This window comes from Kribbella sp. NPDC055110 (genome assembly GCF_053607525.1).
In genome coordinates, this window is record NZ_JBSGTS010000007.1 from 1 (window position 1) to 23,502 (window position 23,502).

15 protein-coding genes are annotated in these 23,502 nt (G+C 68.5%); 9 read left to right on the forward strand and 6 right to left on the reverse strand.

Annotation, left to right across the window (positions count from 1 at the left end):
- Positions 1 to 104 precede the first annotated feature (104 nt).
- From ACWF0M_RS13025 to ACWF0M_RS13035, 3 genes are all read right to left on the reverse strand, one after another.
- Complete coding sequence (locus tag ACWF0M_RS13025; protein ID WP_452235845.1) at positions 105 to 872, reverse strand: hypothetical protein; 768 nt, start codon at positions 870 to 872, stop codon at positions 105 to 107.
- A 320-nt stretch (positions 873 to 1,192) separates the two neighbouring features.
- Entirely contained in the window at positions 1,193 to 1,567 is a 375-nt protein-coding gene (locus tag ACWF0M_RS13030) for a hypothetical protein (RefSeq protein WP_452235846.1), read from the reverse strand.
- 36 nt (positions 1,568 to 1,603) lie between these two features.
- Positions 1,604 to 3,913, reverse strand: coding sequence for a DEAD/DEAH box helicase (locus ACWF0M_RS13035; RefSeq protein WP_452235847.1), 2,310 nt, complete (start codon positions 3,911 to 3,913; stop codon positions 1,604 to 1,606).
- Between the two features lie 227 nt (positions 3,914 to 4,140).
- Here ACWF0M_RS13035 and ACWF0M_RS13040 point away from each other — a divergent pair, with 227 nt between their 5' ends.
- The 7 genes from ACWF0M_RS13040 to ACWF0M_RS13070 all read left to right on the forward strand — a co-directional run bounded on the left by ACWF0M_RS13040 (position 4,141) and on the right by ACWF0M_RS13070 (position 12,912).
- Complete coding sequence (locus ACWF0M_RS13040; protein WP_130387202.1) at positions 4,141 to 4,470, forward strand: STAS domain-containing protein; 330 nt, start codon at positions 4,141 to 4,143, stop codon at positions 4,468 to 4,470.
- A 234-nt stretch (positions 4,471 to 4,704) separates the two neighbouring features.
- On the forward strand, positions 4,705 to 7,008 hold the full coding sequence (locus tag ACWF0M_RS13045; RefSeq protein ID WP_452235848.1) for a sodium-translocating pyrophosphatase: 2,304 nt from the start codon (positions 4,705 to 4,707) through the stop codon (positions 7,006 to 7,008).
- A gap of 92 nt (positions 7,009 to 7,100) precedes the next feature.
- The gene (locus ACWF0M_RS13050; protein WP_452235849.1) at positions 7,101 to 8,306 is read left to right on the forward strand and encodes a DUF4142 domain-containing protein; all 1,206 of its coding nucleotides are present in this window, start codon (positions 7,101 to 7,103) and stop codon (positions 8,304 to 8,306) included.
- A 283-nt stretch (positions 8,307 to 8,589) separates the two neighbouring features.
- Complete coding sequence (locus ACWF0M_RS13055) at positions 8,590 to 9,582, forward strand: ABC transporter ATP-binding protein (protein ID WP_452235850.1); 993 nt, start codon at positions 8,590 to 8,592, stop codon at positions 9,580 to 9,582.
- 1 nt (position 9,583) lies between these two features.
- Complete coding sequence (locus ACWF0M_RS13060) at positions 9,584 to 10,333, forward strand: hypothetical protein (protein WP_452235851.1); 750 nt, start codon at positions 9,584 to 9,586, stop codon at positions 10,331 to 10,333.
- Between the two features lie 175 nt (positions 10,334 to 10,508).
- Positions 10,509 to 11,303 carry a DUF2785 domain-containing protein gene (locus ACWF0M_RS13065; RefSeq protein WP_452235852.1) on the forward strand — a complete coding sequence of 265 codons (795 nt, stop codon included), beginning with the start codon at positions 10,509 to 10,511 and terminating at the stop codon, positions 11,301 to 11,303.
- A 304-nt stretch (positions 11,304 to 11,607) separates the two neighbouring features.
- Positions 11,608 to 12,912: a cytochrome P450 gene (locus ACWF0M_RS13070; RefSeq protein WP_452236095.1), complete on the forward strand. Its 1,305-nt coding sequence runs from the start codon at positions 11,608 to 11,610 to the stop codon at positions 12,910 to 12,912.
- 88 nt (positions 12,913 to 13,000) lie between these two features.
- Here ACWF0M_RS13070 and ACWF0M_RS13075 read toward each other — a convergent pair whose 3' ends face one another.
- Entirely contained in the window at positions 13,001 to 13,804 is an 804-nt protein-coding gene (locus tag ACWF0M_RS13075) for a TIGR03619 family F420-dependent LLM class oxidoreductase (RefSeq protein WP_452235853.1), read from the reverse strand.
- Between the two features lie 190 nt (positions 13,805 to 13,994).
- On the opposite strand from ACWF0M_RS13075, the gene ACWF0M_RS13080 reads away from it, so the two are divergent.
- Both ACWF0M_RS13080 and ACWF0M_RS13085 read left to right on the forward strand, forming a co-directional pair.
- On the forward strand, positions 13,995 to 15,566 hold the full coding sequence (locus ACWF0M_RS13080; protein WP_452235854.1) for a diguanylate cyclase domain-containing protein: 1,572 nt from the start codon (positions 13,995 to 13,997) through the stop codon (positions 15,564 to 15,566).
- A gap of 16 nt (positions 15,567 to 15,582) precedes the next feature.
- Entirely contained in the window at positions 15,583 to 17,151 is a 1,569-nt protein-coding gene (locus tag ACWF0M_RS13085) for a diguanylate cyclase (protein ID WP_452235855.1), read from the forward strand.
- On the opposite strand, the gene ACWF0M_RS13090 is transcribed toward ACWF0M_RS13085, so the two are convergent.
- Both ACWF0M_RS13090 and ACWF0M_RS13095 read right to left on the reverse strand, forming a co-directional pair.
- Entirely contained in the window at positions 17,145 to 18,587 is a 1,443-nt protein-coding gene (locus tag ACWF0M_RS13090; RefSeq protein WP_452235856.1) for a DUF7059 domain-containing protein, read from the reverse strand. The genes ACWF0M_RS13085 and ACWF0M_RS13090 overlap by 7 nt on opposite strands.
- A 1,214-nt stretch (positions 18,588 to 19,801) precedes the next feature.
- A complete protein-coding gene (locus ACWF0M_RS13095) occupies positions 19,802 to 23,437 on the reverse strand; it encodes an NPCBM/NEW2 domain-containing protein (protein WP_452235857.1) in 3,636 nt (1,211 codons plus the stop codon).
- Between the last annotated feature and the right edge of the window lie 65 nt (positions 23,438 to 23,502).

A 23,502-nucleotide genomic window follows, 5' to 3' on the forward strand; every position in this document is an offset into this window, starting at 1 on the left:
AACGACACTGCCTCGCCCCCCCCGCCCCCCACACGGAGTCCACCCGGCCGGCCCCGACGATGTCGGGGCCGGCCGTCCTCTCGTTGGTCGGTGTTCGAATCAACTCAGCTCTGAGCGAGCTGCATCATCTGCTTCGGCAGCGTCGTCATCTGCGCCGGGATCGGGAGCAGGCTGCCGATCACCGACAGCAGGCCGGCGGCCGCGCCCGCGATCGGCAGCGGCAGGGCCAGGCCCAGCGATGCCAGCAGCGCGTTCACGAGGGCCAGCACCGCGCCCAGGATATCCAGGCTCGGCACCGGAAGACCGGCCCAGGCCTGGATCGGTGTGCCGGCAGCGCTCATCGTGCCGGTCGGTTGCGCCTGCTTGGCCTTCCCCTTGCCAAGCAGTGACGTCAGGGCGAGCCCACTGGCGGCGTTCACGAACGTGCCGGTGGCCTCGTCGTAGTTCCACTTCTGCCCGTCGCCGCTACGGCAGGGCAGGACCAGCAGTGGAGCAGAAGCCGGCACCTTGGCCAGGTCCGCGCCGCTGTCCAGGCAGGCTCCGGTCGTCGCAAGGGCGCCACCGACGCTCTTGCTCATTGCGACCAGCAGCTGGCCGGACTCGGTGTAGATCCACTCCTGGGTCTTGCCCTCCTTGCCCGGGGCGCACGCCATCATGACCGCCATCGGGACCTTGTCGGCCGTGACGAAGGTCAGGCAGTAGCGCGTGTCGGAGCGAGTGGCGATCTGTTGGGCCACACCCACCGATACGCCCGGGGTCTTCGAACCACTGGGTGCCGGGTTCGCGGCTTGGGCCGGTACGGCGGTGGCAATGGCCACGCTGACCGCGAGCACCACCACGCCGGTGCGACTGAACAGCTTTCGGATGATCAAGACAACCTCCAGAGGTCGTGCCATCTCGTGGCGTCGGGTCGTCGGGACCCGTGGCGCGAGCCGGGTATGCCGGCAGTGACTCAGCGCGACGTTGACGCCACAACCAGTAAGGCACAGGTGTGACCGAGGGGGTTATGCCGATCCCGCGAAACTTGATGCCAATGGCAACTAACTGCCATCCGGATGTCGTTGCGCAAGGCATCGATATCCGGTTGCCGGGTCGCCGTGCGACCACCGTGCGGAGGCTGTGAGGCTGCTGAGATATTACAGCAATGCAGGGGATTTCGGATAGCTACTGATGCCAAGGGCAACGGTGTTGATCAGTGGGGCTGGTGGGTCTCGGCGGACTGCTCCTCGATCGCCGCAGGCTCATCGGAGGCGGCGTCAGTGGCGTCAGTGGTGGCCCCGTCGCGCTCCGTGGACACTTCCGGGACGCTGTCACCCGAGGTGACCTTGGCGCGCAGTTGGCGCATCTCCTTGCGGCGGCGCAGGTCGCGCCCGAGGCCCTTCTTGAGCAGCCACAGGCCGACGAGGAGGGCGGCGCCGGTGAGCGCGCCGAGGAAATAGATGGTCGGCACCGAGACGCCGAAGTCGACGCCGAAGACCTCCAGCTTGGTGGAAGCGGTCGACGAGACCGAGACGCCGAGCCCGAACAGCACGACCAGCACGATCAGGACGATTCCGAGAACGGCCATGGCGACCCCGCCTATCTGCCGGCTACTGCCGGCCCTTCAGGCCTCACTGCTCAGTAATGCGGAGAGCAGCGCCACGGCGCCGCTCTTGTCGAGTGGGTTGTTCTGGTTCCCACACTTGGGCGACTGTACGCACGACGGACATCCGTCCGTGCATTCACAGTGTGCAATCGCCTCGCGTGTCGCCGTCAACCACTCGCGCGCAGCGGCGTACCCGTGTTCGGCGAAGCCGGCGCCTCCGGGGTGGCCGTCGTACACGAAGACCGTCAGTTGGCCGGTGTCGGCGTGGCGGGCGGTGGAGACGCCGCCGATGTCCCAGCGGTCGCAGGTGGCGAAGAGTGGGAGCAGTCCGATGGACGCGTGCTCGGCGGCGTGAGCGGCTCCCGGTACGTCGTCCAGCCCGAGGCGCTCGACGACGGTGTCAGGCATGGTCCACCACACGGCCTTGGTCCGCAGGGTGCGCTCGGGCAGGTCGAGCGGCTGTTCGTCGAGTACGTCGCCGGTCGCGATCAGCTTGCGCTGGTACGAGATGACCTGACTCGTCACCTGGACCCAGCCGCGCGACAACTCCGCCGTACCCCAGGAGCACGTCTCCTCGGTGGCGAGGATGCTGATCTCGGTCACGTCCCGCGCGAAGGTCGTGTAGTCCGGAGAGGCCGGCTCGACGACCGCGGCGTGCTCCTCGAGGTCGAGCGACCGCACCAGGTACGACTCACCCGCGTGGACGTAGACAGCACCCTCGTGGACCGACGCGTGGGCCGAGCCGCCGTCGACCGTGCCGAGCAGACGACCGGTCTGGTCCTCCACGATCTGCACCGTCTTCCCGCCGGCCGACCGGATGTCGATGGCGTCGACGGCCCGCTCGCGGCGCGTCCAGAACCATCCGTGCGGCCGTTCGCGCAGTGCGCCCTGCCGCACGAGCTGTGCGATCACCTGTGGCGTCGTCTCACCGAAGACCTCGAAGTCGTCGGGTGTGAGTGGTAGCTCTTGGGCGGCCGCACACAGCTGAGGACCGAGCACGTACGGGTTCTCCGGGTTGAACACTGTTGCCTCGACCGGACGCCCGAAGATCGCTGCTGGATGCCGCACCAGGTAGGTGTCCAGCGGGTCGTCCCGTGCGATCAGCAGCGCGACCGCGTCCCCACCGGCCCGGCCTGCGCGTCCAGCCTGTTGCCAGAGCGATGCGCGCGTACCAGGCCAGCCAGAGAGCAGTACGGCGTCCAGCCCGGCAATGTCGATGCCCAGCTCGAGAGCGTTCGTCGCAGCGACGCCAGTGAGCTCACCGCTCTGCAGCATCCCCTCGAGCCGCCGCCGTTCCTCAGGCAGGTAGCCGGCCCGGTACGCCGACACCTGGTCGATCAGCGTCGGATCGACCTCAGCCAGGTTCTCCCGGGCCGTCAGCGCGACTGACTCGGCTCCACGCCGCGATCGGACGAAAGCGACCGTACGGACACCTGTGACGACCAGATCGGTCAGGAGGTCCGCCACCTCGGCTGTCGCGGACCGACGTACCGGTGCGCCGTTCTCGCCGCGCATAGAGGTCAGGGGCGGCTCCCACAAGCCGAACGCGATGCCGCCGCGCGGAGAGCCGTCCTCGAGCACCTCCACCATCGGCAGCCCGGTCAAGCGCTCACCTGACACCGCCGGCTCGGCCACTGTCGCCGAGGCGGAGACGAAGATCGGATGGGCCCCGTACTGCGCACACACCCGACGCAGCCGCCGCAGTACGCCGGCCACGTGCGCACCGAAGACGCCGCGGTAGTGGTGGCACTCATCAACCACGACGTACTGCAGGCAGCCCAGGAAGCGCGCCCAGCGTTGATGGTTCGGCAGGACCGACCGGTGCAGCATGTCCGGGTTGCTGAGCACGTACGTCCCGTGGTCACGCGCCCAGTCGCGCTCGGTCCGCTCCGAGTCCCCGTCCAGCGTCGTAGCCCGCAGACCGGGCACGGTGTACGCCGAGACCGCGCGGAGCTGATCGTGTGCGAGTGCCTTGGTCGGAGACAGGTACAACACAGAGGCCGTACGGCGGTGTGGTGAAGCCGCCTGCGCGATGCTCAACGTGGCAAAGGCCGGCAACAGGTACCCGAGCGACTTGCCGGACGCCGTCCCGGTCGCGACGACCACGTGTTTCCCGGCGTACGCCGCCTCAGCCGTCGCCACCTGATGAGTCCAAGGGGCCGTGATGCCGGCGTCCCGCAGCTGGTCCAGGACCTCGGACGGGACCCAGCGCGGCCAAGCACACGTCTGTCCCACTCGCGGCGGCACCGACTCGACGTGCGTCAGCCGGTCGTCGCGACCGGCGGCCAGGCGCTTCAGGACGGCAGCCGCCTCACCACCTGCACGCATACCCGGAGCCTAGGCCCTGGCACGGACAGACCGCCTTGCTGAGGACCAGCTGAGAGCTGCACGGTCGGATGCACGCGTTATTTCCGGACGGGAATCGACTTCGGGTGGGCGAGATGAAAGAGTTTTCGGCAACGGGTCTCACTCACGGTCCGTACATGGTTGAATGCAGCAGTTCACCGAGCGCATGCGAGTGAACCAGCATGCACTGCACGGGATCGGAGGCCGAAGTGGATCTGTCGCTGACCGCGCGCGCCGAGGGCGGGCGCACCGTCATCGAGGTGGCGGGGGAGATCGACGTCTACACCGCACCGAAGCTCCGCGAGAAGATCGCCGCGCTCGTCGACGAAGGGGTCTACGACCTCGTCATCGACCTGGAACGCGTGGAGTTCCTGGACTCCACCGGACTCGGCGTTCTCGTCGGCGGACTGAAACGGGTGCGCACCCATGACGGATCCCTGTCCCTGGTCTGTACCCAGGAACGGCTGCTGAAGATCTTCCGGATCACCGGCCTGACCAAGGTCTTCGACATCCACCCGGACGTCGCCTCGGCGATCTGACCCGGCGCAACGGTGTCCACCTCACTACGTTCGGTGATCGTCGCGCCCAGGTTCCGGCACAGCACTTGCCGGGCCGACCGGTTATGACGTAGACCACCCTGTCGTCAGGTCTGGTCAGGAACCCGTTAGAGTAACCCACCGCGCCAGGCACTGGCGCTGTGTCGTATTTCCCAACCCTTCGGTTGCGGCAGACGGGGCCGTCAAGCCTGGATGGGTTGCCTACAAGGAGGACGGATGTCCGCGCTGCTTGCTGCACAAGCGGTGGATCTTTCGTCGAGCAACACCACACTGGTGATCGTCGTCGGGGTGATCGCGATTCTCGCGGTCGTCATCGCGATGGTCTTCCGGGGCCAGGTGCTTGCCGCGAACGATGGCACCGAGAACATGAAGACGATCGCCGCGGCGGTTCAGGAAGGCGCTTCGGCGTACCTGAACCGGCAGTTCCGGACATTGTCGATCTTCGCCGTGGTCGCGTTTCTGTTGCTGTTCCTGCTGCCGGCGCACACCGACAGCGGCAACGAGACCACACTGAAGATCTTCCGCTCCGTGTTCTTCCTGGTCGGTGCGGGCTTCTCCGCCGCGATCGGCTACCTGGGGATGTGGCTCGCGACCCGCGCCAACGTCCGGGTCGCCGCCGCCGCGCGGGCCGAGGGCCGCGAGCCGGCCATGCGGGTCGCGTTCCGCACCGGCGGCACCGTCGGCATGGCGACCGTGGGCTTCGGCCTGTTCGGCGCCGCGCTGGTCGTGCTGCTGTTCAAGGGTGACGCCCCGACGGTGCTCGAGGGCTTCGGCTTCGGCGCCGCGATGCTCGCGATGTTCATGCGGGTCGGCGGCGGTATCTTCACCAAGGCCGCCGACGTCGGCGCCGACCTGGTCGGCAAGGTCGAGCAGAACATCCCCGAGGACGACCCCCGGAACGCGGCGACGATCGCCGACAACGTGGGCGACAACGTCGGTGACTGCGCCGGTATGGCGGCCGACCTGTTCGAGTCGTACGCCGTGATGCTGGTGGCCTCGCTGATCCTCGGTAAGGCCGCGTTCGGCGAGCAGGGCCTGATCTTCCCGCTGATCGTGCCGGCCATCGGCGCGCTCACCGCGGTCCTCGGTGTCTTCCTGACCCGTCCGCGGACCGGCGAGAACGGTCTGCGCACGATCAACCGTGCGTTCTACATCTCCGCGGTGGTCTCCGGCGTGCTCTGTGCGGTGGCGGCGTTCGTCTACCTGCCGAGCAGCTTCAAGGACCTCACCGGCGCGACCGAGTCGATCGCCGCGACCGATGGCGACCCGCGGCTGATCGCGACCATCTCGGTGATCATCGGCATCGTGCTGGCGGCCATCATCCTGGCGCTGACCGGCTACTTCACCGGCACCGAGGACAAGCCGGTCAAGGACGTCGGCAAGTCGTCGCTGACCGGCGCGGCGACCGTGATCCTGTCCGGTATCTCGGTCGGCTTCGAGTCCGCGGTCTACACCGCCGTGGTGATCGCGGCGGCCGTGTACGGCGCGTTCCTGGTGGGCGGGTCCGGTGTGGTCGCGCTGTTCGCGATCGCGCTGGCCGGTTGCGGTCTGCTGACCACCGTCGGCGTCATCGTCGCGATGGACACCTTCGGACCGGTCTCCGACAACGCGCAGGGCATCGCCGAGATGTCCGGTGACGTGGACGGCGAGGCGGCCCAGATCCTGACCGAGCTGGACGCCGTCGGCAACACCACGAAGGCCATCACCAAGGGCATCGCGATCGCGACCGCCGTACTGGCCGCGACCGCGCTGTTCGGGTCCTACACCGACGCGATCCGCAACTCGCTGGCCGAGAACTACGCCAAGTTCGAGGCCGACGCGCTGGTGTTCAACCCGGGGACGCTGGTCGGCCTGATCCTCGGTGCCGCGGTCGTGTTCATGTTCTCCGGTCTTGCGATCAACGCCGTCGGCCGCGCCGCCGGTGCGGTCGTCTACGAGGTCCGTCGCCAGTTCCGCGACATCCCCGGGATCATGGAGGGCACGGGCAAGCCGGAGTACGGCAAGGTGGTGGACATCTGCACCCGCGACTCGCTGCGGGAGCTGGCCACCCCGGGTCTGCTCGCGCTGACCGCCCCGATCGCCGTCGGCTTTGGTCTCGGCGCCGCGGCGCTGGCCGGCTACCTGGCCGGTGCGATCGGTTCCGGCACCCTGATGGCGGTCTTCCTGGCCAACTCCGGTGGTGCCTGGGACAACGCCAAGAAGCTGGTCGAGGACGGTAACTGGGGCGGCAAGGGTTCGCCCGCGCACGAGGCCACCGTCATCGGTGACACCGTCGGCGACCCGTTCAAGGACACCGCCGGTCCGGCCATCAACCCGCTGATCAAGGTGATGAACCTGGTCTCGGTCCTGATCGCCCCGGCCGTCGTCGGGATGTCGGCGATCGGCGACAACCCGAACAAGGCGCTCCGGATCATCATCGCGGTCGTCGCGGTGATCATCCTGGCCGTTGCCGTCTACATCTCCAAGCGCCGGGAGTCGGTCATCTCCGACACTCCGGCCGAGGTGAACGCCGCAGCCTGATCGCAGGAGCTGCTGAAACGGCCCGCCGGTTCCGACCGGCGGGCCGTTCCGTTTGTCTGGACCCCGACGGTCCGCTCACTTACTGTCATCATGTGAGGATTGCCCGAGTGCCCGCGCTGCTGCTTCTCGTTGTGGCAGGCGTTCTGGCCATCGTGCAACCGGCGAACGCGGCGACACCGCAACCGGATGTCGCTTATCTCGACACCGCCCACCAGCTCAACCTGACCATCATCGAGGCCGCCCACACCGCGGCGACCAAGGGCCGGACCTCCTGCGTACGGCGGGTCGCGGGTCAGCTGGAACGGGACCATCGCAAGCTCTCCGCGCAGGAACTCGACGTCGCCACGCGGCTCAACATCCTGCTGCCGACAGCACCTACGGCGGCCCAGCGCCGACAGCTCGACGTACTCGCGGCCAAAGCCGGGACCACCGCGTACGACGCCGCTTGGCTGACCCTGCAGCGCCAGGAGCACCAGCAGTACCTGGCACTGGTAGAAGGTGATCTGCCGATCAGTGCATCGCCTGCCGTCGAGGCACTGGCCGACGGCGCCAAGCCGGTGATCCAGATGCACCAGCGCGCGGTCACAGGTACCTGTCGCGTGGAAACCACCACACCGGTGGTGCCAACCGGCGAGGGCGGCCAGCAAGCAGCGGCCAACCTGGCCCGCTCCCGGGCCGCCCTGATTCTGATGGGGATCGGTGTCGTCCTTCTCCTGGTCGGCAAGTCGATCTCGATGAAGCGGCGTCTCGTGGGCATCGCTGCGCTGGCGGCGGGTCTGGTGATGATGTTCGGAGGACAGCCCACCAACACCGGACAGGTCCCGGCCGCGGGCAAGTCGTCCGCGGACCGGGAGGCCGCCGTACCTCCTGTCCGTCTGAAGCTGCCCGGTGTGCTGGAGGCGTCCGTGCTGCCGGTTGCGACTGGCGGCGACGGTCGACTGCAGGTGCCCCAGTCGTCAGCCGACGTGGGCTGGTGGGCCGCTGGTGCGGCGCCAGGCTCTGTTGGCGGCACAGTGCTGCTGGCTGGTCATGTGGACACGGCCAAGGGGCTTGGGGTGTTCGCACCGCTCTCCGGCGTACCGGTCGGCGCCAGGGTCGCGGTGACGGGTGGAGACGGCGGCGAGCACTGGTACCGCATCGTCGCGCGCCGTACCTACCGGCAGGAGGCCCTGCCGGCCGACCTGTTCCACGGTGCAGCCAAGCCCCGGCTGGCGTTGGTGACGTGCACGGGCTCCTATGACCGTACGGCGCACCGCTACAGCGAGAACCTGGTGCTCTACGGCGTTCCGGTCGACTGATCTTTTGGGAGTGACTTCCAGCAACGGTCGACCGAAGTACGCCGTACGTCGACTTTCGGCTGATGTGCGCACCCGCGGGATGGGGGATCGTCGGGGTTGTGCTCAGGGGGTTAACCGATAGCAGCCGCCCGCGGATCGACGGCAGAATCAACCCACGGGTGGACACACCGGGTCCGCCCGGGGTCCGATGCCCGGCACCCCTCTGGCCTCGATACTGATCTCATCACGACCCAACCCGCCCGACCGGGGACGAATTCACGCCAGGAGAACGAGGAGCGCGGCGATGATCGAGGCAAAAGGCCTCACCAAGCGATACGGCGCAACAGTTGCCGTTGACAACCTGTCTTTCGAGGTCAAACCCGGCAGGGTGACCGGCTTCCTCGGCCCGAACGGGGCCGGCAAGTCCACCACGATGCGGATGATCCTCGGACTCGACACCCCGACGTCCGGCGAGGTCACCATCGACGGCCAGCGGTACCGCGACCTGCACCGGCCGCTGACCAAGGTCGGCGCGCTGCTGGACGCCAAGTGGGTGCACCCGAACCGTTCTGCGCGCGCCCATCTGACCTGGATGGCCGCGTCCAACAAGTTGCCGAAGTCATCGGTCGACAAGGCGCTCGACATGGTCGGCCTGACGTCGGTCGCGAACAAGCGGGCCGGTGCCTTCTCGCTGGGTATGTCGCAGCGGCTCGGTATCGCCGGCGCGCTGCTCGGCGACCCCGAGGTGCTGCTGTTCGACGAGCCGGTGAACGGTCTCGACCCGGAGGGCATCGTCTGGATCCGGACCTTCATGCACCGACTGGCCGACGAGGGCCGCACCGTGCTGGTCTCCAGCCACCTGCTGTCCGAGATGGCACTGACCGCCGAGGACCTGGTCGTCATCGGCCGCGGCAAGCTGATCGCGCAGAGCACCACCCAGCAGTTCGTCGACCGCGCCAGCGGTACGACGGTGAAGGTGCGGACGCCGCAGCTCGACCAGTTCGCCGGCGTGCTGAACGAACAGCACCTGGCGACCCGGATCGAGGACGTCGAGGACGAGGGCAAGGTGTTGTTCGTCGAGGGCGACCTGACCACCGACCAGATCGGTGAGGCGGCCGCCGCGCACGGCATCGTGCTGCACGAACTGACGCTGCAGCGCGGTTCGCTGGAGCAGGCGTTCATGCAGATGACCGGTGATTCGGTCGAGTACCACGCACACGAGGAGATCGCCGCCGTGACCTCGCTCGACGCACCGGAGGCCGTCGAGGTGGCCGCGGGTCCGAAGGAGGACAACTGACATGTCGGTGATCGCAGTCGAGCGGATCAAACTCTTCTCCACCCGCTCGCCGTGGTGGTGCATGATCGTCGCGGCCGTCCTGACCCTCGGCCTGGCCGCGCTGGCCTCCGGCTTCAGTCAGGGCCCGGTGACCATCGGCCTCACCCAGGGCGGAGCGCAGCTCAGCCAGATGGTCATGATGGTGATGGCGGCCCTCGCGGTGACGACGGAGTACCGGTTCGGCACCATCCGGACCAGCTTCCAGGCGGTCCCGCAGCGTGCGGCGCTGCTGCTCGGCAAGACCGCGGTGGTCGCCGGGCTGTCGGCGCTCGTCGGGCTGATCGCGTCGTTCGGTGCCTGGGGCATCGGCAACATCTTCAAGGACGGTGCGGATCTGTCGATCAACACCGCCGGGGAATGGCGGCTGCTGGCCGGCCAGGGCCTGGTGTTCGCGCTGTCCGCGGTGATCGCGGTGGCGGTCGGCATCCTGATCCGGCAGAGCGCCGGTGCGATCGCGATCCTGATCCTGTGGCCGCTGCTGGTCGAGAACCTGTTCAACCTGATCCCGAAGATCGGCGACGACATGTCGCGCTGGTCGCCGTTCCAGAACGCCGGCTCGTTCCTGAACCAGGGGCAGGACTTCGGGGTCAACGGTCCGCAGGCCGACGCGCAGTACGCGTTGGGTCCGTGGTGGGCGTTGCTGTACTTCGCGGGCTGGGCGGCCGCGCTGATCACGATCGCCCTGCTCTCGGCGAGCAAGCGCGACGCATAACGAGTCCACCCCGGTCGGAGTTGAGGGGCCCCGACCGGGGCAGGGGCCCGGCCGGGCTGAGGGGTCCTGGTCGCGACGGCCCGTGGTGCATCCGGTCTCCGGGTGGGCCACGGGCCGTTTCCCTTTCTGGTCCCGAGGTGGCCGGGTGGCCCATCGACGGATTACGGTGCCGCGCATGACGGACTGGGCGCAGGTGCGTGAGGCGGGGTTCGCGGTTCCGGAAGGGCGGCCGCTGGGGGAACTGGTGGCCGAGCTGGTCGGGATGCTGCGGTCGCCGGATCCCGTCGTACGGGACCGGGAGGCGTACTCCGTGCTCGCGACCTGGATCTCGCGCGGCGTGCTGTCGCCGGACGAGCTGCGGGCGCTCGGCGACGAGATGGTGCCGCGGTTCACGGATCCGGAGATCCAGGCGCGGACGTTCGCGCCGTTGATCCTGGACGTGATCGTGACGACCGGGGTCTTCGAACCGAGCTGGGTGCCGCCGTTCGAGCGCTGGTACGTCGCCGAGGAGGACCTCCGGGGGTACGACGAGAAGCTCGGCTGGTTGCACGCCCTGGCGCACGGAGCGGACCTGCTCGGGACGCTCGGGCAGCACGCGGCGGTGGAGCCGGTGCAGATGCTCCGGCTCGGGATCGGGCGGTTGCTGACGCCGACGCCGTACGTGCTCCGGGACATGGAGGACGACCGGCTCGGGTACGCGCTCGCGGCGACGCTGACGCGGGCGGAGCTGACCGACACCGACGCGACCGACTGGCTCGATCCGGCGATCCGGCAGCTCTCGAACCCGCCGGTCGAGGGGATCGCGCCCGAGGTGACGAACACGATCCGCACGCTGCGGGCGCTGTACGTGCTCGCCGACCACGGGCTGCGAGTCGGGGATGCGAAGAAACTCACACGGATTCCGCACGCCGATCAAGTCAAGACAAAGCTCGCGGACGTGCTGCGGATCGTCACGCCGTACTATCTCTGAGCCAGATGTGGTCGGAGGCAACTAGCTGCCGGGTGAAGGCGCATCCGACTTTCGTCTCGACTTTCCCTGAATCCTCCCCGAGGAACGGCATGTCGTAGTCCAGGGCGGAGTACAGGTGGTTTCAGGTGGCAGTGGAGGCTCGGTCCGTGACAAGGTCTCTGCTGGCAGGCCATGGCCCCCTCCCATGGTGGTGTCAACGCCACTACCGGAGTAGTGCCAAGACCATCAGATCTGGTCCCCGGCGAGGTTAGCTTTGAGTAACAAGCCGTTGGGGCAGCGGGTTTAGAGAGGGCGCGTGGAAGTCATGGTTGCGACATACCTGAAGAGATGGGTCGGCAACCGCATTCTCAACAGGACCACTCGCAAGGGTGGTCTCGACCTGTCGAAGATGCGGATGTTCCCGCGCCAGGTCTCGATGCCGTTGCGCCGCGAGGGACTCGATCCGGTCCCGGAGCTGGCCCAGGTGCGCGAGACCGAGCCGGTGCACAAATTGGCTCATCTGTTCGGGCTGAACGTCTTCGTCGTGAGCGGTCATGCCGAGGCGAAGGTGGTGCTGGCCGACAGCACGAACTTCAGCAACGACATCCGGCCGCTGGTCGGCTCGGACCCGAACAAGCCGTCGGAGGGCATCGGGGGTCTCGGCTTCACCGATCCGCCGGACCACACGCGGCTGCGGAAGCTGCTCACGCCCGAGTTCACCAAGCGCAAGCTGGCCCGGCTGGAGCCGGCGATCGAGAAGATCGTCAACGACCAGCTGGACCTGATGGAGGCCAAGGGCCCGGTCGCCGACATCGTCGCGGACTTCGCCTTCAACGTGCCGTTCCTGCTGATCGCCGACCTGCTCGGCGTCGAGGAGTCCGACCGTGATCGGTTCCGCGCGCTCGGGCCGGCCCGGTTCGACCTGTCCGGCGGCGGTATCGGGGTGTTCGGGTCGGCGTCGGAGTCGCGGGACTTCCTGTTCGAGATCGTCCGGAAGCAGCGGGCGAACCCCGGCGACGGGCTGATCGGGTCGATCATCCGGGAGCAGGGTGACGACCTCGACGACATCGAGCTCGGCGGTCTGGCGGACGGCGTGTTCCTGGGCGGGTACGAGACGTCCGCGAGCATGCTGGCGCTTGGCACACTGGTGCTGCTGCGCGATCCGGCGAACTTCGAGCGGATCCGCAACGAGCCGGGTGCGGTCGACGTGATCGTCGAGGAGCTGCTGCGGTACCTGACCGTGGTGCAGGTCGCGTTCCCGCGGTTCGCCAAGCACGACCAGGAGCTGTTCGGTCATCAGGTGAAGAAGGGCGACCTGGTGGCAGTGTCGTTGTCCGGCGCGGATCGGGACAAGTTGGTCTTCGGCGCGGACGCCGAGGACTTCTATCCACGGCGTACGGTGTCGTCCGCGCATCTGGCGTTCGGTCACGGCATGCACCGGTGCGTCGGCGCCGAGCTGGCCCGGATGGAGCTCCGCGCCGCGTTCACAGCGCTCGCACACCGCTTCCCGGACCTGTCGCTGGCCGTCCCCGAGGAACAGCTCCGCTTCCGCGACTTCTCGATCGTGTACGGCGTCGAGTCGCTCCCGGTCCGCTTACACGCAGCCGCCGCCGAACAGGTCGCCGGCTGACCCAGCGCACAGGCCATGGGGACTGTGGACAAGTTATGACCTGTTCACAGCCCCCGAGCAATGGGCTCTGGTACGGCGAGCGGGTGGCTTACGTCAGCTGGAAGCGTTCGGCGAAGCGTGCGAGTTCGTCCAGGTCCGGGGTGGTGACGACCAGCCGCGTGACGCCTTGGGACTCGTACGCCGCCACGGCTTCTGGTGTCAGGTCGATGGATCCCCAGCGGGTGTACTCGACGTCGTTGCGGCCCGCCCTGGCCAGCTCCCATTGAGCCGCACGCTCGTCCGGCGTCAGCGCGCCTCCAGGAAAGTACCCGTCACCCCGGCTGCCGGCGCGGCGGGCGGCGGCGCGGCTGGAGCCGCCGATGTGGATCGGCAGTGTTGCCAGCGGATGCGGGAAGCTGCTGAGGTCGTCGAACTCGAAGAACTCACCCGAGTAGCTGACGCGATCACCTGACCACAGCAGCCGCAGTACGTCGATCGCCTCGTCCGTACGCCGCCCGCGCGACGCGAAGTCCACTCCCACCGCCCGAGCCTCGCCCGGCAGGCTGCCCAGGCCTACGGTGAGCAACCGCATCCGCCCCTTCGACAGCACGTCCAGGGTCGCCAGCCGCTTCGCCAGCACCACCGGGTGGTGGTACGGCAGCAACAGCACAGCTGTCCCGAGCAGGAGCCGTTCTGTGGACGCTGCGACGAAGCCGAGTAACTCCAGCGGATCGCCGTACGGCAGATCGGTCGGCATCTCGTAACCGCCGAAGGTGGCGCCGCGATACAGCGCCACATGCTCCGGCACGTACAACCCCTCGAACCCGCACTCCTCGGCCCGTCGCGCGAATGCGACCAGTCGCTCCGGATCCATCCCGTACGCCGGCGTGCTGTAACTGACCGCGAATCTCATCACCGCACCGTAGAACCTTGTCCCCGGGGTCAACGCAAACGATTGAGTTATCCGTACGCCGAGTGCGCTTCTTGTGGCACTAGGTGGTCGTTGGCTGGATCGGGTCGTGACAGAACCGGGGGTGGGTGGTCACAATGGGCGGTCCGGCCCGAAGTGCGGGTGACGGGACAGGGGAAGGGCCGTCGGCGGTATGGGCAATGGCGAGATGGCGGCGGACGATGCGCTGACCGTACGGATCGCCGCCGCGATGACTGCGGCGCAGTCGGGTGGGCATGCGACGGCGGCCGCAGAGATCGAGGCGATCCGGACCGAGCTGGCCGGTGTGCCGAGCTACCGGCTGGCGGCTGCGGAGTATGTCCGCGGTGTGACAGCGCACCACGCCAGCGACGCCGACGAGGCGTTGCGCGCGGTCGACGCCTGTATCGAGGTCGCCCGCGCGATCGACGAACCGGGATGGGAAGCGAACGCGCTGCCGATCCGCATCATCAACCTCGCCCGCAGCGGCCGCGGCGGTGACACGGTCAACGACCTGGTCGCGGCTGAGGCAGCCTTGAACCGCACCAGGGACGACGGCCTGACGGCCTGGGCGCACACCGGCCTCGGCTACGCGTACGACGTACTGCGGCTTTTCGAACTGTGCATTCCGCATTACGAGCTCGCCAGCCAACTGGAGGTCGATGTCTTCGAGCTGGCCGAGTCGCCGGCGATCAACCGGTTGAATCTCGCCGAGACGTACCTGCGCTGGGCACACGAGCTCGAACGGCTCGGCGATCCTTTGTATACAAGGGAGATCGAGGAGCGCCTGGCGTCCGCGGCGTACTGGGCGCGCGAGGCCCAGCGGGTGGTGGTCGACGACGAGACGCAAGAGTTCTGGAAACTCAGCGCTCGCTTGTGGATCGCCGCCGCCGCGACCACCGCGGATCCGGACCAGGCCGTCGCCGACCTGACCGAGATCCGCGACGAGATCAGCAAACTGGGCGAGACCGAGCGGCTCGCGATCGCGGGCGCCTACCTGGCCCGGGCCCTGCAGGCGCAGGGGAACTCCGACGAGGCCAAGGCCGCGGCGGATCGGGCGGCCGACGATCTGATTCCGTTGGCCGACCCATCGACCCACGTCCTGGTGCTCCAGACCCGCTCGGAGGTCGAGGCGGCCGACGGTACGCCGGGCGCGGCGGCCGGACTCGCGTACGCCCGATCGGTCGCGCGGGCCTGGTGGAAGGAGCGGCAGCGCGCGCTGAACGCCGTACGGCATGCGCTTGCTGCGCACGACCTGCCGGCCCGGCACGATGCCGAATGGCACGCGGCGCGGCAGGATCCGCTGACCGGGGTGGGGAATCGGCGGGCCCTGGACGAGCGGCTGACCGCGGCTCGGGACTCGGGCCGGGCGGTCACGTTGTTGGCGATCGACGTGGACGATCTGAAGGTCGTCAACGACACGTTCGGGCACGCCTGCGGGGACGAATTGCTGCAGGTTGTTGCAAATCTGCTGGTAGAACAGGCGCGAGCGACCGATGCCGTGATTCGATCGGGTGGCGACGAGTTCTTCGTGGTGCTCGACCAGCCCGACGCCAAGGGCGGTGCCTCGCTGGCCGAGCGGATCCGGATCGCCGTCGCGGCGATCGCGGCGACCACGGACAGACCGTGGCTGCGCCGGCTCGGGTTGAGCCTCGGGTACGCCGCGACCGCCGAGGGACTCGCCGTGGAGCAGCTGATCTCACAGGCGGACCGGCGCCTGTACAAGGAGAAGCGCCGCAAGAAATGACGAAGGGGGAGGTGTGGTGCGGGAGACGTCCGGGGTGACGACGCGGATCGCGGCAGCGATGACGCGGGCGCAGTCGGGCAGCCCGGCCGAGGCGTCACTCGAGCTGAACGCGCTGCTCGCGGAGCTGGACCCGCAGCCCAGTAGCGAACGAGCCGCCGCGGAGTACGTGCGGGCCGTCGCGGCGCATCACGCCACCGACTCGGTCGAGGCACTGGACGCCGTCGACAGCTGCATCCGGGTCGCCCGCGCGATCGACGAGCCGGGTTGGGAGGCGAACGCGATCGCGATCCGGATCGTCACCCTGATCCGGACAGGCGAGGGCGGGGACTCGGTCGCCGACCTGGTCGCCGCGGAGAACGCGCTGTCCCGGACTCGCGACCTCGGCCTGGCGGGCTGGGCGCACACCGGCCTCGGCTACGCCTACGATCTGCTCCGGCTGTACGAGCTGTGCATCCCGCACTTCGAGCTCGCCGCCGACGGCGACCACGACCCGCTCGGTCTGCCCGAGGCGCCGGCGATCAACCGGCTGAACCTGGCCGAGTCCAACCTGCGCTGGGCCCACGAGCTCGAGCGGCTCGGCGACACGACGTACGACGAGGAGATCAAGGAACGTCGACGCGACGCGCACCGCTGGGCGGGCGAGGCGGTGGAGGCGATCCTCGCCGCGGATCTGCTCGGGTACTGGCCGATGGCCGGACGGATGTGGCTCGCGGCGAGCAACGACACCGCCGACGCGGGCGAGGCGGCCGTGATCCTGAAGGACTGCCGGGACCAGCTGGCCAAGCTCGGCGATCTCGAACTGGCCGCGATCGCGGGCGCGTACCTGGCCAGGGCGTACCTGGCGCGCAACCGGATCGGCGAAGCGATGGACGCCGCGGACCGGGCGGCGAGCGACCTGCCGCCGACGTCGGACCCGCCCGTGGAGGCGCTGATCCGGCACACCGCCGTACAGATCAGCGCAGCAGCCGGAGACACTGGTGCGTCCTCCGGACTGCAGTACGCGCGGGCAATCAGCCGTGGCTGGTGGGCGGAGCGGTTGCGCGGGCTCTACGCCGTACGGAGTGCACTGGCCAACCACGAGCTCTCCATCCGGCACGACGCCGAGTGGCGGGCGGCGCGGGAGGATCCGCTGACCGGCGTGGGAAATCGGCGGGCGCTCGACGAGCGGATGTCGGTGGCGCAGGACTCCGGCCGCTCGATCGCGGTGGTCGCCATCGACGTGGACAACCTGAAGGTGATCAACGACAGCTACGGGCATGCCAGCGGCGACGAGGTGCTGCGGCGGGTCGGGACGCTGCTGACCGAGCAGTGCCGCGCGGAGGACGTCGTGGCGCGCGCGGGCGGGGACGAGTTCGTCGTCGTACTCGACAACCCGGACGAGCGGGGTGCACCTGAGTTGGTCGAGCGGATCAAGGCTGCGGCGGATCGTGAGGCGGAGCGGGCTTCAGAGCCCTGGTTCGCGATGTTGCGGTTGAGTGTCGGGCAGGCGAGCAGTACGGACGGTACGGCGGTTGCCGAGCTGCTGACCGAGGCGGATCGGCGCATGTACGCCGAGAAGCGCCGACGCCGGCGCGCTGGTCAGTAATTCAAGAAGCCTTCTATTACGAGGTTTCTGATCTGTGGGAGGTAGTCGGAGAGCACGTCGACGATCGGTCGGTCCATCAGGTCGGCCAGCGCGGCGAGGATCTGTCCGGTGCTCAGGTCGCCGTCGCACGCGCCGACGAAGCCGGCCAGGACCGTGTCGACCCGCTCGGCTCTCCGCATGCCACGCTGCCGTCTGAGCACGATAGTCGCCGGGTCCTCGGCTCCGGGCTGTCCGGTGGTCTCCTGGATGACGTCGTCGGCCACGCGCAGGTGCAGCCCGGTCAGGTCGGCCGGGAGGCCCTCGATGCGTTCGAAGCGGTGCAGTACGTGCGGGCCGATCGGGCGCTCGATCTCGTACGGCCAGGCCTCGGCGTCGAGCGATCCTTCGACGTTGTGCAGCGTGATCCAGCCCATGCCGATCGCCTCGACGTTGTGCTCGTCGAGATAGCGCATCCATTCGTCGTACCTCGTGGTGTACTGCGCTGAGCCGTGCAGGCCCGCGTCCCGGAGCCAGAGCTCGACGTACTCGGACGGGTCGAGTTGCTCGCGCTGAACCGCCCAGGCGGAGCGAGTACCTGTCCAGGCGGCGATCCGGTCCTGCCAGTCCTCGCCGCGAACACAGGTCCAGTTGGCGAGCAGTTGGCACCAGCCGCCGTCGGTCAGGTGGTCCGGCGCCTGCGTTATCAGCTGCTCGACGACTGAGTCACCGGCGTACTCCGTCTCGCGGTAGGTCAGGTCGCCGCCGGGCGGAGAGATCACGTACGGCGGGTTGCTGACGATGAGGTCGAAACGCTCGCCTCGGACGGGCTCGTACAGGCTGCCGTCGCGGAGGTCGAGGTCGATGTGGTTCAGCGCGGCCGTCGCTCTGGCGAGCTGAAGCGCGCGCGGGTTGACGTCGGTTGCTGTCAGTTGGTTGACGCGATCCGCCAGATGCAACGACTGGATGCCACACCCGGTGCCGATGTCGAGGGCCCGGTCCGCCTTGATCGGGACCGTGAGGTGGATGAGGCTCAGACTGGCCGGCGCGATCCCAAGCACATAGTCGGACCGCATCGCCTCCCGCCGCCCGTCCAGCCCCGGCGTCAGATCCGCCACCACCCACCAGTCCCGCCCATCCTCCGCAAACGGCCTGATATCGACGGCCGCCCGCACCTCACCTGCACTACGCTCAACGATGCCCAGAGCAACCAGATCGACTCCCGGAAACGCCTTATTTACAACGTTTTCCGGCACGGCTCGCTGGAGCAGAAACAATCGGATCATCGTGTCGAGCGCATCGCCCGCCGCCGTACGACGGGCCGCTGCCGCGGTCTCGTTCCGCGCCAACGCCGCGTTCGCCTGTACGCCGAGCCGCGCAGCAACCCCGTCGGTGGTGTACCCCGCCCCAACAAACGCCGCACGCAACCCCACCACCACACGCCCCGCAAACTCCCGCATCCCCACATCCTCGCACCCACCCACCCCCACCCCACCCCGCCCTTCACCCACCCCGCCCATCACCGCACCCGCGGCGCATCACCCCACCCGCGGCGCATCGCCCCACCCGCGGCCCATCGCCCCGCTCGCGGAGCATGACCCGCCCGCGGACCATGAGCCGCCCGCGGCGCATCACCCCCTCGCCCCACCCCTCGCCCCGCCCGCGGGCCATCACCCCGCTCATCACCTCGCCCCTCACCGCGCTCGCGGCGCATGACCCTGCCTGCGAGCGCGGTCACCCACCCGCGGCGCATCACCCCGCCCCTCACCCGGCCCGCGGCGCAGCACCCGGCCTGCGGCCATCGCCCCGCCCGCGGCGCAGCGCCCCGCCAGCCAACCACGTCTGCGCCGGCGGCGGCGTACGGGGATGGATATCCCCTCGTGTTGGGGGTTATCCCTTCGCATACCAGCAGAGAACCCCCAACACGAGGGGATATCCGGTCTTCGGATTGTTGCTGCGCTGCCCCGAAGATCCCCGGACGGGGCTGGGGGCCGGCGGGCATGGCGGGGTGCGGGGGCGGGGGCGGGGCGACGGTGGGGACTGGGAACAGGAGTTGGTGGGCGGCGACAGGGAATGTCAGGTTCTAGCCCACCATGGCCTGTTCCAAGTCGCGGATGTGGTGACCATCACCCACACATCGGATGCGCGAGACGGTTGATCCGTGCGGCGGTGGGTGATTGACGGGCGGGTCGACGGGTGCGGGCGCGGGTTGAGGGGGTGATTGACGGGCGGGTCGACGGGTGCGGGCGCGGGTTGAGGGGGTGATTGACGGGCGGGTCGACGGGTGCGGGCGCGGGTTAAGGGGGTGATCGACGGGTGCGGGCGGGTTGATGGTCGCGGGTGTTCAGCGCGCGGCGCGTCGCGCGGGGTGGTCGCGGGGCGGGGGAATGGGTGGGGTGCTGGCGGGGTGCGGGCAGGGTGACGGGCGGGGAACGGGTGGGGTGCCGGCGGGACGACGGGCGGGGAACGGGCGGGGTGACGGGCGGTGTGCCGCGAGGTGACCGGGGTGCGGGCGGGGTGATGGGGTGACCGGGGTGGCGGAGTGGTTGTCGGTGGGGAAATGGGCCGGGTGAGGGCGGGTTCACGGGGTGGGTCCCGCGTGGAAAGCGGCGGGGTGCGGGGATGTTGGTTGAGGGGCCACCCGTGGGGTGGTGGGGTGGCCCCTCGGGTGGAGTTAGGGGTTACAGGTGAGGTTGGCGTCCGCCCAGTCGGCGTGGTCGCTGGTGTTGCCGTCGCCTCCGTCGGTTACTTGGAGGGTCAGGGTTTGGGCGCCGGTTACGTCGACTGTGGTGGTGGCGGTTGGGGAGGTGCCGGTCAGCTGGTCTGAGGTGTAGCGGGCGGTGCCGTCGGTCAGGACCTTGAAGGTGACCTTGCCGCGGTCCTCCATTTCGTCGTCGATGCCCAGTTTGCTGGTGAAGCTGGTGCAGTTGCCGCCGAGGCGGACGCTCACCGACGAGGGGGCGTGGGCGCCGAGCCCCTTCGCGTACTGGACGCCGTCGAGCGTGATCGGGCCGCCGTCGCCGGCTGCGTCCTCGCCGTTGCTGTGGTCGCGCTCGACCGGGCCCCAGCCGTTGGTGGAGTCAAGGAACTCCAGGTCGCTGACCCAGTTCTCGCCGGTAGGTGCCGGTGGCAACGGCTTGTCGGCGATCGTGGCCGCGAAGAAGCCCAGTCCGCCGCCCGGCAGCTTGATCGCCTTCACGGTCTTCCCGGGATCGAGCGGTACGGCGGTGTAGAACACCCGGTAGTCCGTCGTCGTATTGCTCAACCCGGCCGCCGTGTACCGCCCCTTGACCGACACGGCCAGCTTGGCGCCTCCCGTTGTCGGGTCCTGGCAGCACCAGTTCGGCAACTGGAATGTGCCCTCGGAGGTCGACCCGTCGGTGTAGATGACCGTCACTGTCCCGCGAGCGTTCAGACTCGCACCGGCGCCTAGCAGTGCTAGATGTGATCCGGTGCCCGTCACGAGGATCGGAGCCGACTGGTTCTTCACCAGGTTCGGCGTACCGGGCGCACCGCTCGGCCAGGTGAAGTCGGCGCCCTGGACGTTCACGGTCGCACCAGGTGTGTACCCGGCCGTCGCGAGCGCCTCACCGTTGAAGCTGTTGCCCGATCCGTCGAAGTTCCCTTGTTTGTACGTCGACGCGTCGCTCACCCCGACCACGTTCGCGGCCTGCGACAACGAGGCGTACGGCAACTGCGCCGTACCGGTCGAGGTGTTCGCATAACTCTTGCCCTGAGCAACGTACGACGCGTTCAACGTCAACGTGAAGCTCGCGGGTTTCACGTCCGCGCCGGGCGTGACCTGCAGCTTGGTCGTCACGGTTCGGCCGGGATCCACCGACGCGAAGGTGTTCGCGCCGCTGACGCTCCACCCGGCCGGCACCTGTACGTCGAGCCGTACGTCGCGCACCGTCGTGGCGGTGCCGTTGCGGAACGACGCGGTCACCTCCGTCGCCTGGCCCGGAGCGTTCCACAATGACGGCGTGGTGAGTTCAGGCGTCCCGAAGGTGTTCGTGACATCCGGTCCACCCACTGCGGACGTGCCGGACAGCACGACCACGGCGCTCCGGGACGTTGGGATCGAGGCGGTCTGCACCTTCACCACGCCGTCCGCGTAGGTCCACTGAGCCGGGCGGCCGTCGATCGTGACGTTGTGCGGGGCGGAGCCGGTGTGGACGGTCAGCTCGTACGGGCGGGTCGCCGGCTTGCCGTCGTACGAGCCGATGCTGGCGCCGATCTTCACGGTCACGTCGCCGCGGCCCTGCGTCGGCGCGTCGACCGCGAACGTCTGCGTCGCGGACTTCCCGGACCGGGTCACGCGATCGTCCTCGTACATCGAGAACGACGACTTCCCGGACGGGTAGATGTCGACGCTCACCCGGTCGCCGAAGCCCTGCTCGGCGGCGTTGTTGATCCCGGACTTCCACATCGGCACCACCGCGCCCGCCTTCACGAACAACGGCAGCGTGTCGAGCGACGCGTGGTACCCGTTCACGGTCGTCGGGCCCTGGTACACACGGCCCGTCCAGTAGTCGATCCACCGGCCGGCGGGCAGGTAAATCCCGTTCTTCACTTCGTCCGCGCCGTACATCGGAGCGACCAGGAACTCCTTGCCGGCCAGGAACTCGTACTTGGTGGTGTCGTCCCAGGTGCGAGGGTCGGTCGGGTACTCCAGCACCAGCGACCGGTTCAGCGGCGCGCCGGTCCGGTGCGCTTCGGCGGCGTACGTGTAGAAGTACGGCAGCAGCCGCTCCCGCAGCTTCAGGTACTTGCGGTTGATCGAGGTGTACGGATCGCCGTACGCCCAGGGCTGCTTGTACGCCGGCGTCGACCAGCCGGACATGGTCATGAACGCGGGGTTGAACACCTTCCACTGCAGATCCCGCACGTACGACGTCGCGGAGCCACCGAAGATCCCGTCCACATCGCCTGCGCTGTAGGCGATGCCGGAGTTGCCGGACCCGGTGATCGCGGGGATCTGCCACTTGATGGCGTCGAGCGAACCGCTGTGGTCACCGGTCCACTGGACGGCACACCGCTGCGCGCCGGCCCAGCCCTCGACCATCCACGCGAACCCGCGGGCGTTGCTGTACTGCTCTATCCCGTCGTGCGCGGTGTCGCAGGCAGTCAGTGCGTACCGGTACCCCGGACCGACCCACGCGACGTCGAGCTTCCGGACGCGGACACCAGCCTCGCCGACCTCGGCGGGCTGCCGGTCCAGGTTCGACTGCGTCCACAGACCCATCTGGATGTTCCGTGCGCGCAGGTCGTCGCCGGCCTGTTTCAGTGCCGGGATGTCCCGCTTACCCCACCAGGTGCCGTCGACCTGCTCGGACTCGGTGTTGGCGGAGTACCCGCAGCCGTAGTCGTCGTTGACGAGCATCCAGCCGCCCGGCATGTCCTCGTCGTGGAACCGCTGCGCGACCTTGACCGCGTCCAGCGTCGTCACCTTGTCCGGGTTGACCTTCCAGTCGTTGCTGGGGTCCGGGTCCGTCCCGTAGTGACCGCGGTTGTAGCAGTCCGAGTCGCCGTACTCGAGCCCGTAGATCGGCGGCATGAACGGCCGGCCGGTGAGCTCGGTGTAGCGGTCGAGCGAGGTCTTCAGGTCGCCGACGAAGTAGTACGCGTCGAACCGCTTCTCGTCGTGACTAGTGACAACGGGACTAGTGAAGTTGTAACTACCCGGGCTGAACGTGTTCCGGAGTACGCCGTACCCCGCCGTGCTCATGTAGTACGGCGAGGCGTTCGGGTTGCCGCCGTCCTCCCAGTTGAAGTCCCGCGAGATCTTGATCGTCTGGTCGCGGTGCGAGAACCGGCCGTTCTGCATGCCGCCGCCGAAGAACTGCTCGTTCGCTCCGCGGCCGAGTGTCTGTGTGGTGGACGTGTCGGTCCAGGACAGCGGCGCCGCCTCGGCCCACACCAGCTGGCCGTTCGAGCGGTACACCGAGAACTTCAGCGGCTGCTTCTGAGCGCGGACCTCGATCTTGCCGGTGCTCAGCGAGTAGTACGTGCCGCGGTCCCTCCAGGTCGTCCGCGGCGTCCCGTAGTCGGTCTTGGTGACGATGTTCGAGCCCTCGCCGGTGTTGGCGGGATCGGTGAAGTTCCCGTCCGGCGCCATCCACAGCCGGAACACGTCGTCCTTGAGGAACACGACCCGGACCTTCGCGGGCCCGGCGCTGAGGGTGTACGTCGCCTGGTCGGCGGCGAACCCGCTGATGTCACCGAGCGTGGTGCCGGCGGCCTGCGCGGAACCGGCCGTGTACACCAGCGCACCGGCTAGCAATGCTAGGGCAACTACTGAACGTTTCATGCGGACAAAGATGCTCACGATTGCCTCACTTCACGCATCAATGAACAAGATGCGCACATTGAAGC

Bases quoted from the DNA above. Each gene is read 5' to 3' on its own strand.
- ACWF0M_RS13035 (WP_452235847.1), bottom strand. From the start codon at position 3,913: ATGCGTGCAGGTGGTGAGGCGGCTGCCGTCCTGAAGCGCCTGGCCGCC.
- ACWF0M_RS13075 (WP_452235853.1), bottom strand. From the start codon at position 13,804: ATGAGATTCGCGGTCAGTTACAGCACGCCGGCGTACGGGATGGATCCG.
- ACWF0M_RS13070 (WP_452236095.1), top strand. From the start codon at position 11,608: ATGGTTGCGACATACCTGAAGAGATGGGTCGGCAACCGCATTCTCAAC.
- ACWF0M_RS13080 (WP_452235854.1), top strand. From the start codon at position 13,995: ATGGGCAATGGCGAGATGGCGGCGGACGATGCGCTGACCGTACGGATC.
- ACWF0M_RS13045 (WP_452235848.1), top strand. From the start codon at position 4,705: ATGTCCGCGCTGCTTGCTGCACAAGCGGTGGATCTTTCGTCGAGCAAC.
- ACWF0M_RS13030 (WP_452235846.1), bottom strand. From the start codon at position 1,567: ATGGCCGTTCTCGGAATCGTCCTGATCGTGCTGGTCGTGCTGTTCGGG.
- ACWF0M_RS13090 (WP_452235856.1), bottom strand. From the start codon at position 18,587: ATGCGGGAGTTTGCGGGGCGTGTGGTGGTGGGGTTGCGTGCGGCGTTT.
- ACWF0M_RS13055 (WP_452235850.1), top strand. From the start codon at position 8,590: ATGATCGAGGCAAAAGGCCTCACCAAGCGATACGGCGCAACAGTTGCC.
- ACWF0M_RS13095 (WP_452235857.1), bottom strand. From the start codon at position 23,437: ATGAAACGTTCAGTAGTTGCCCTAGCATTGCTAGCCGGTGCGCTGGTG.
- ACWF0M_RS13060 (WP_452235851.1), top strand. From the start codon at position 9,584: ATGTCGGTGATCGCAGTCGAGCGGATCAAACTCTTCTCCACCCGCTCG.
- ACWF0M_RS13065 (WP_452235852.1), top strand. From the start codon at position 10,509: ATGACGGACTGGGCGCAGGTGCGTGAGGCGGGGTTCGCGGTTCCGGAA.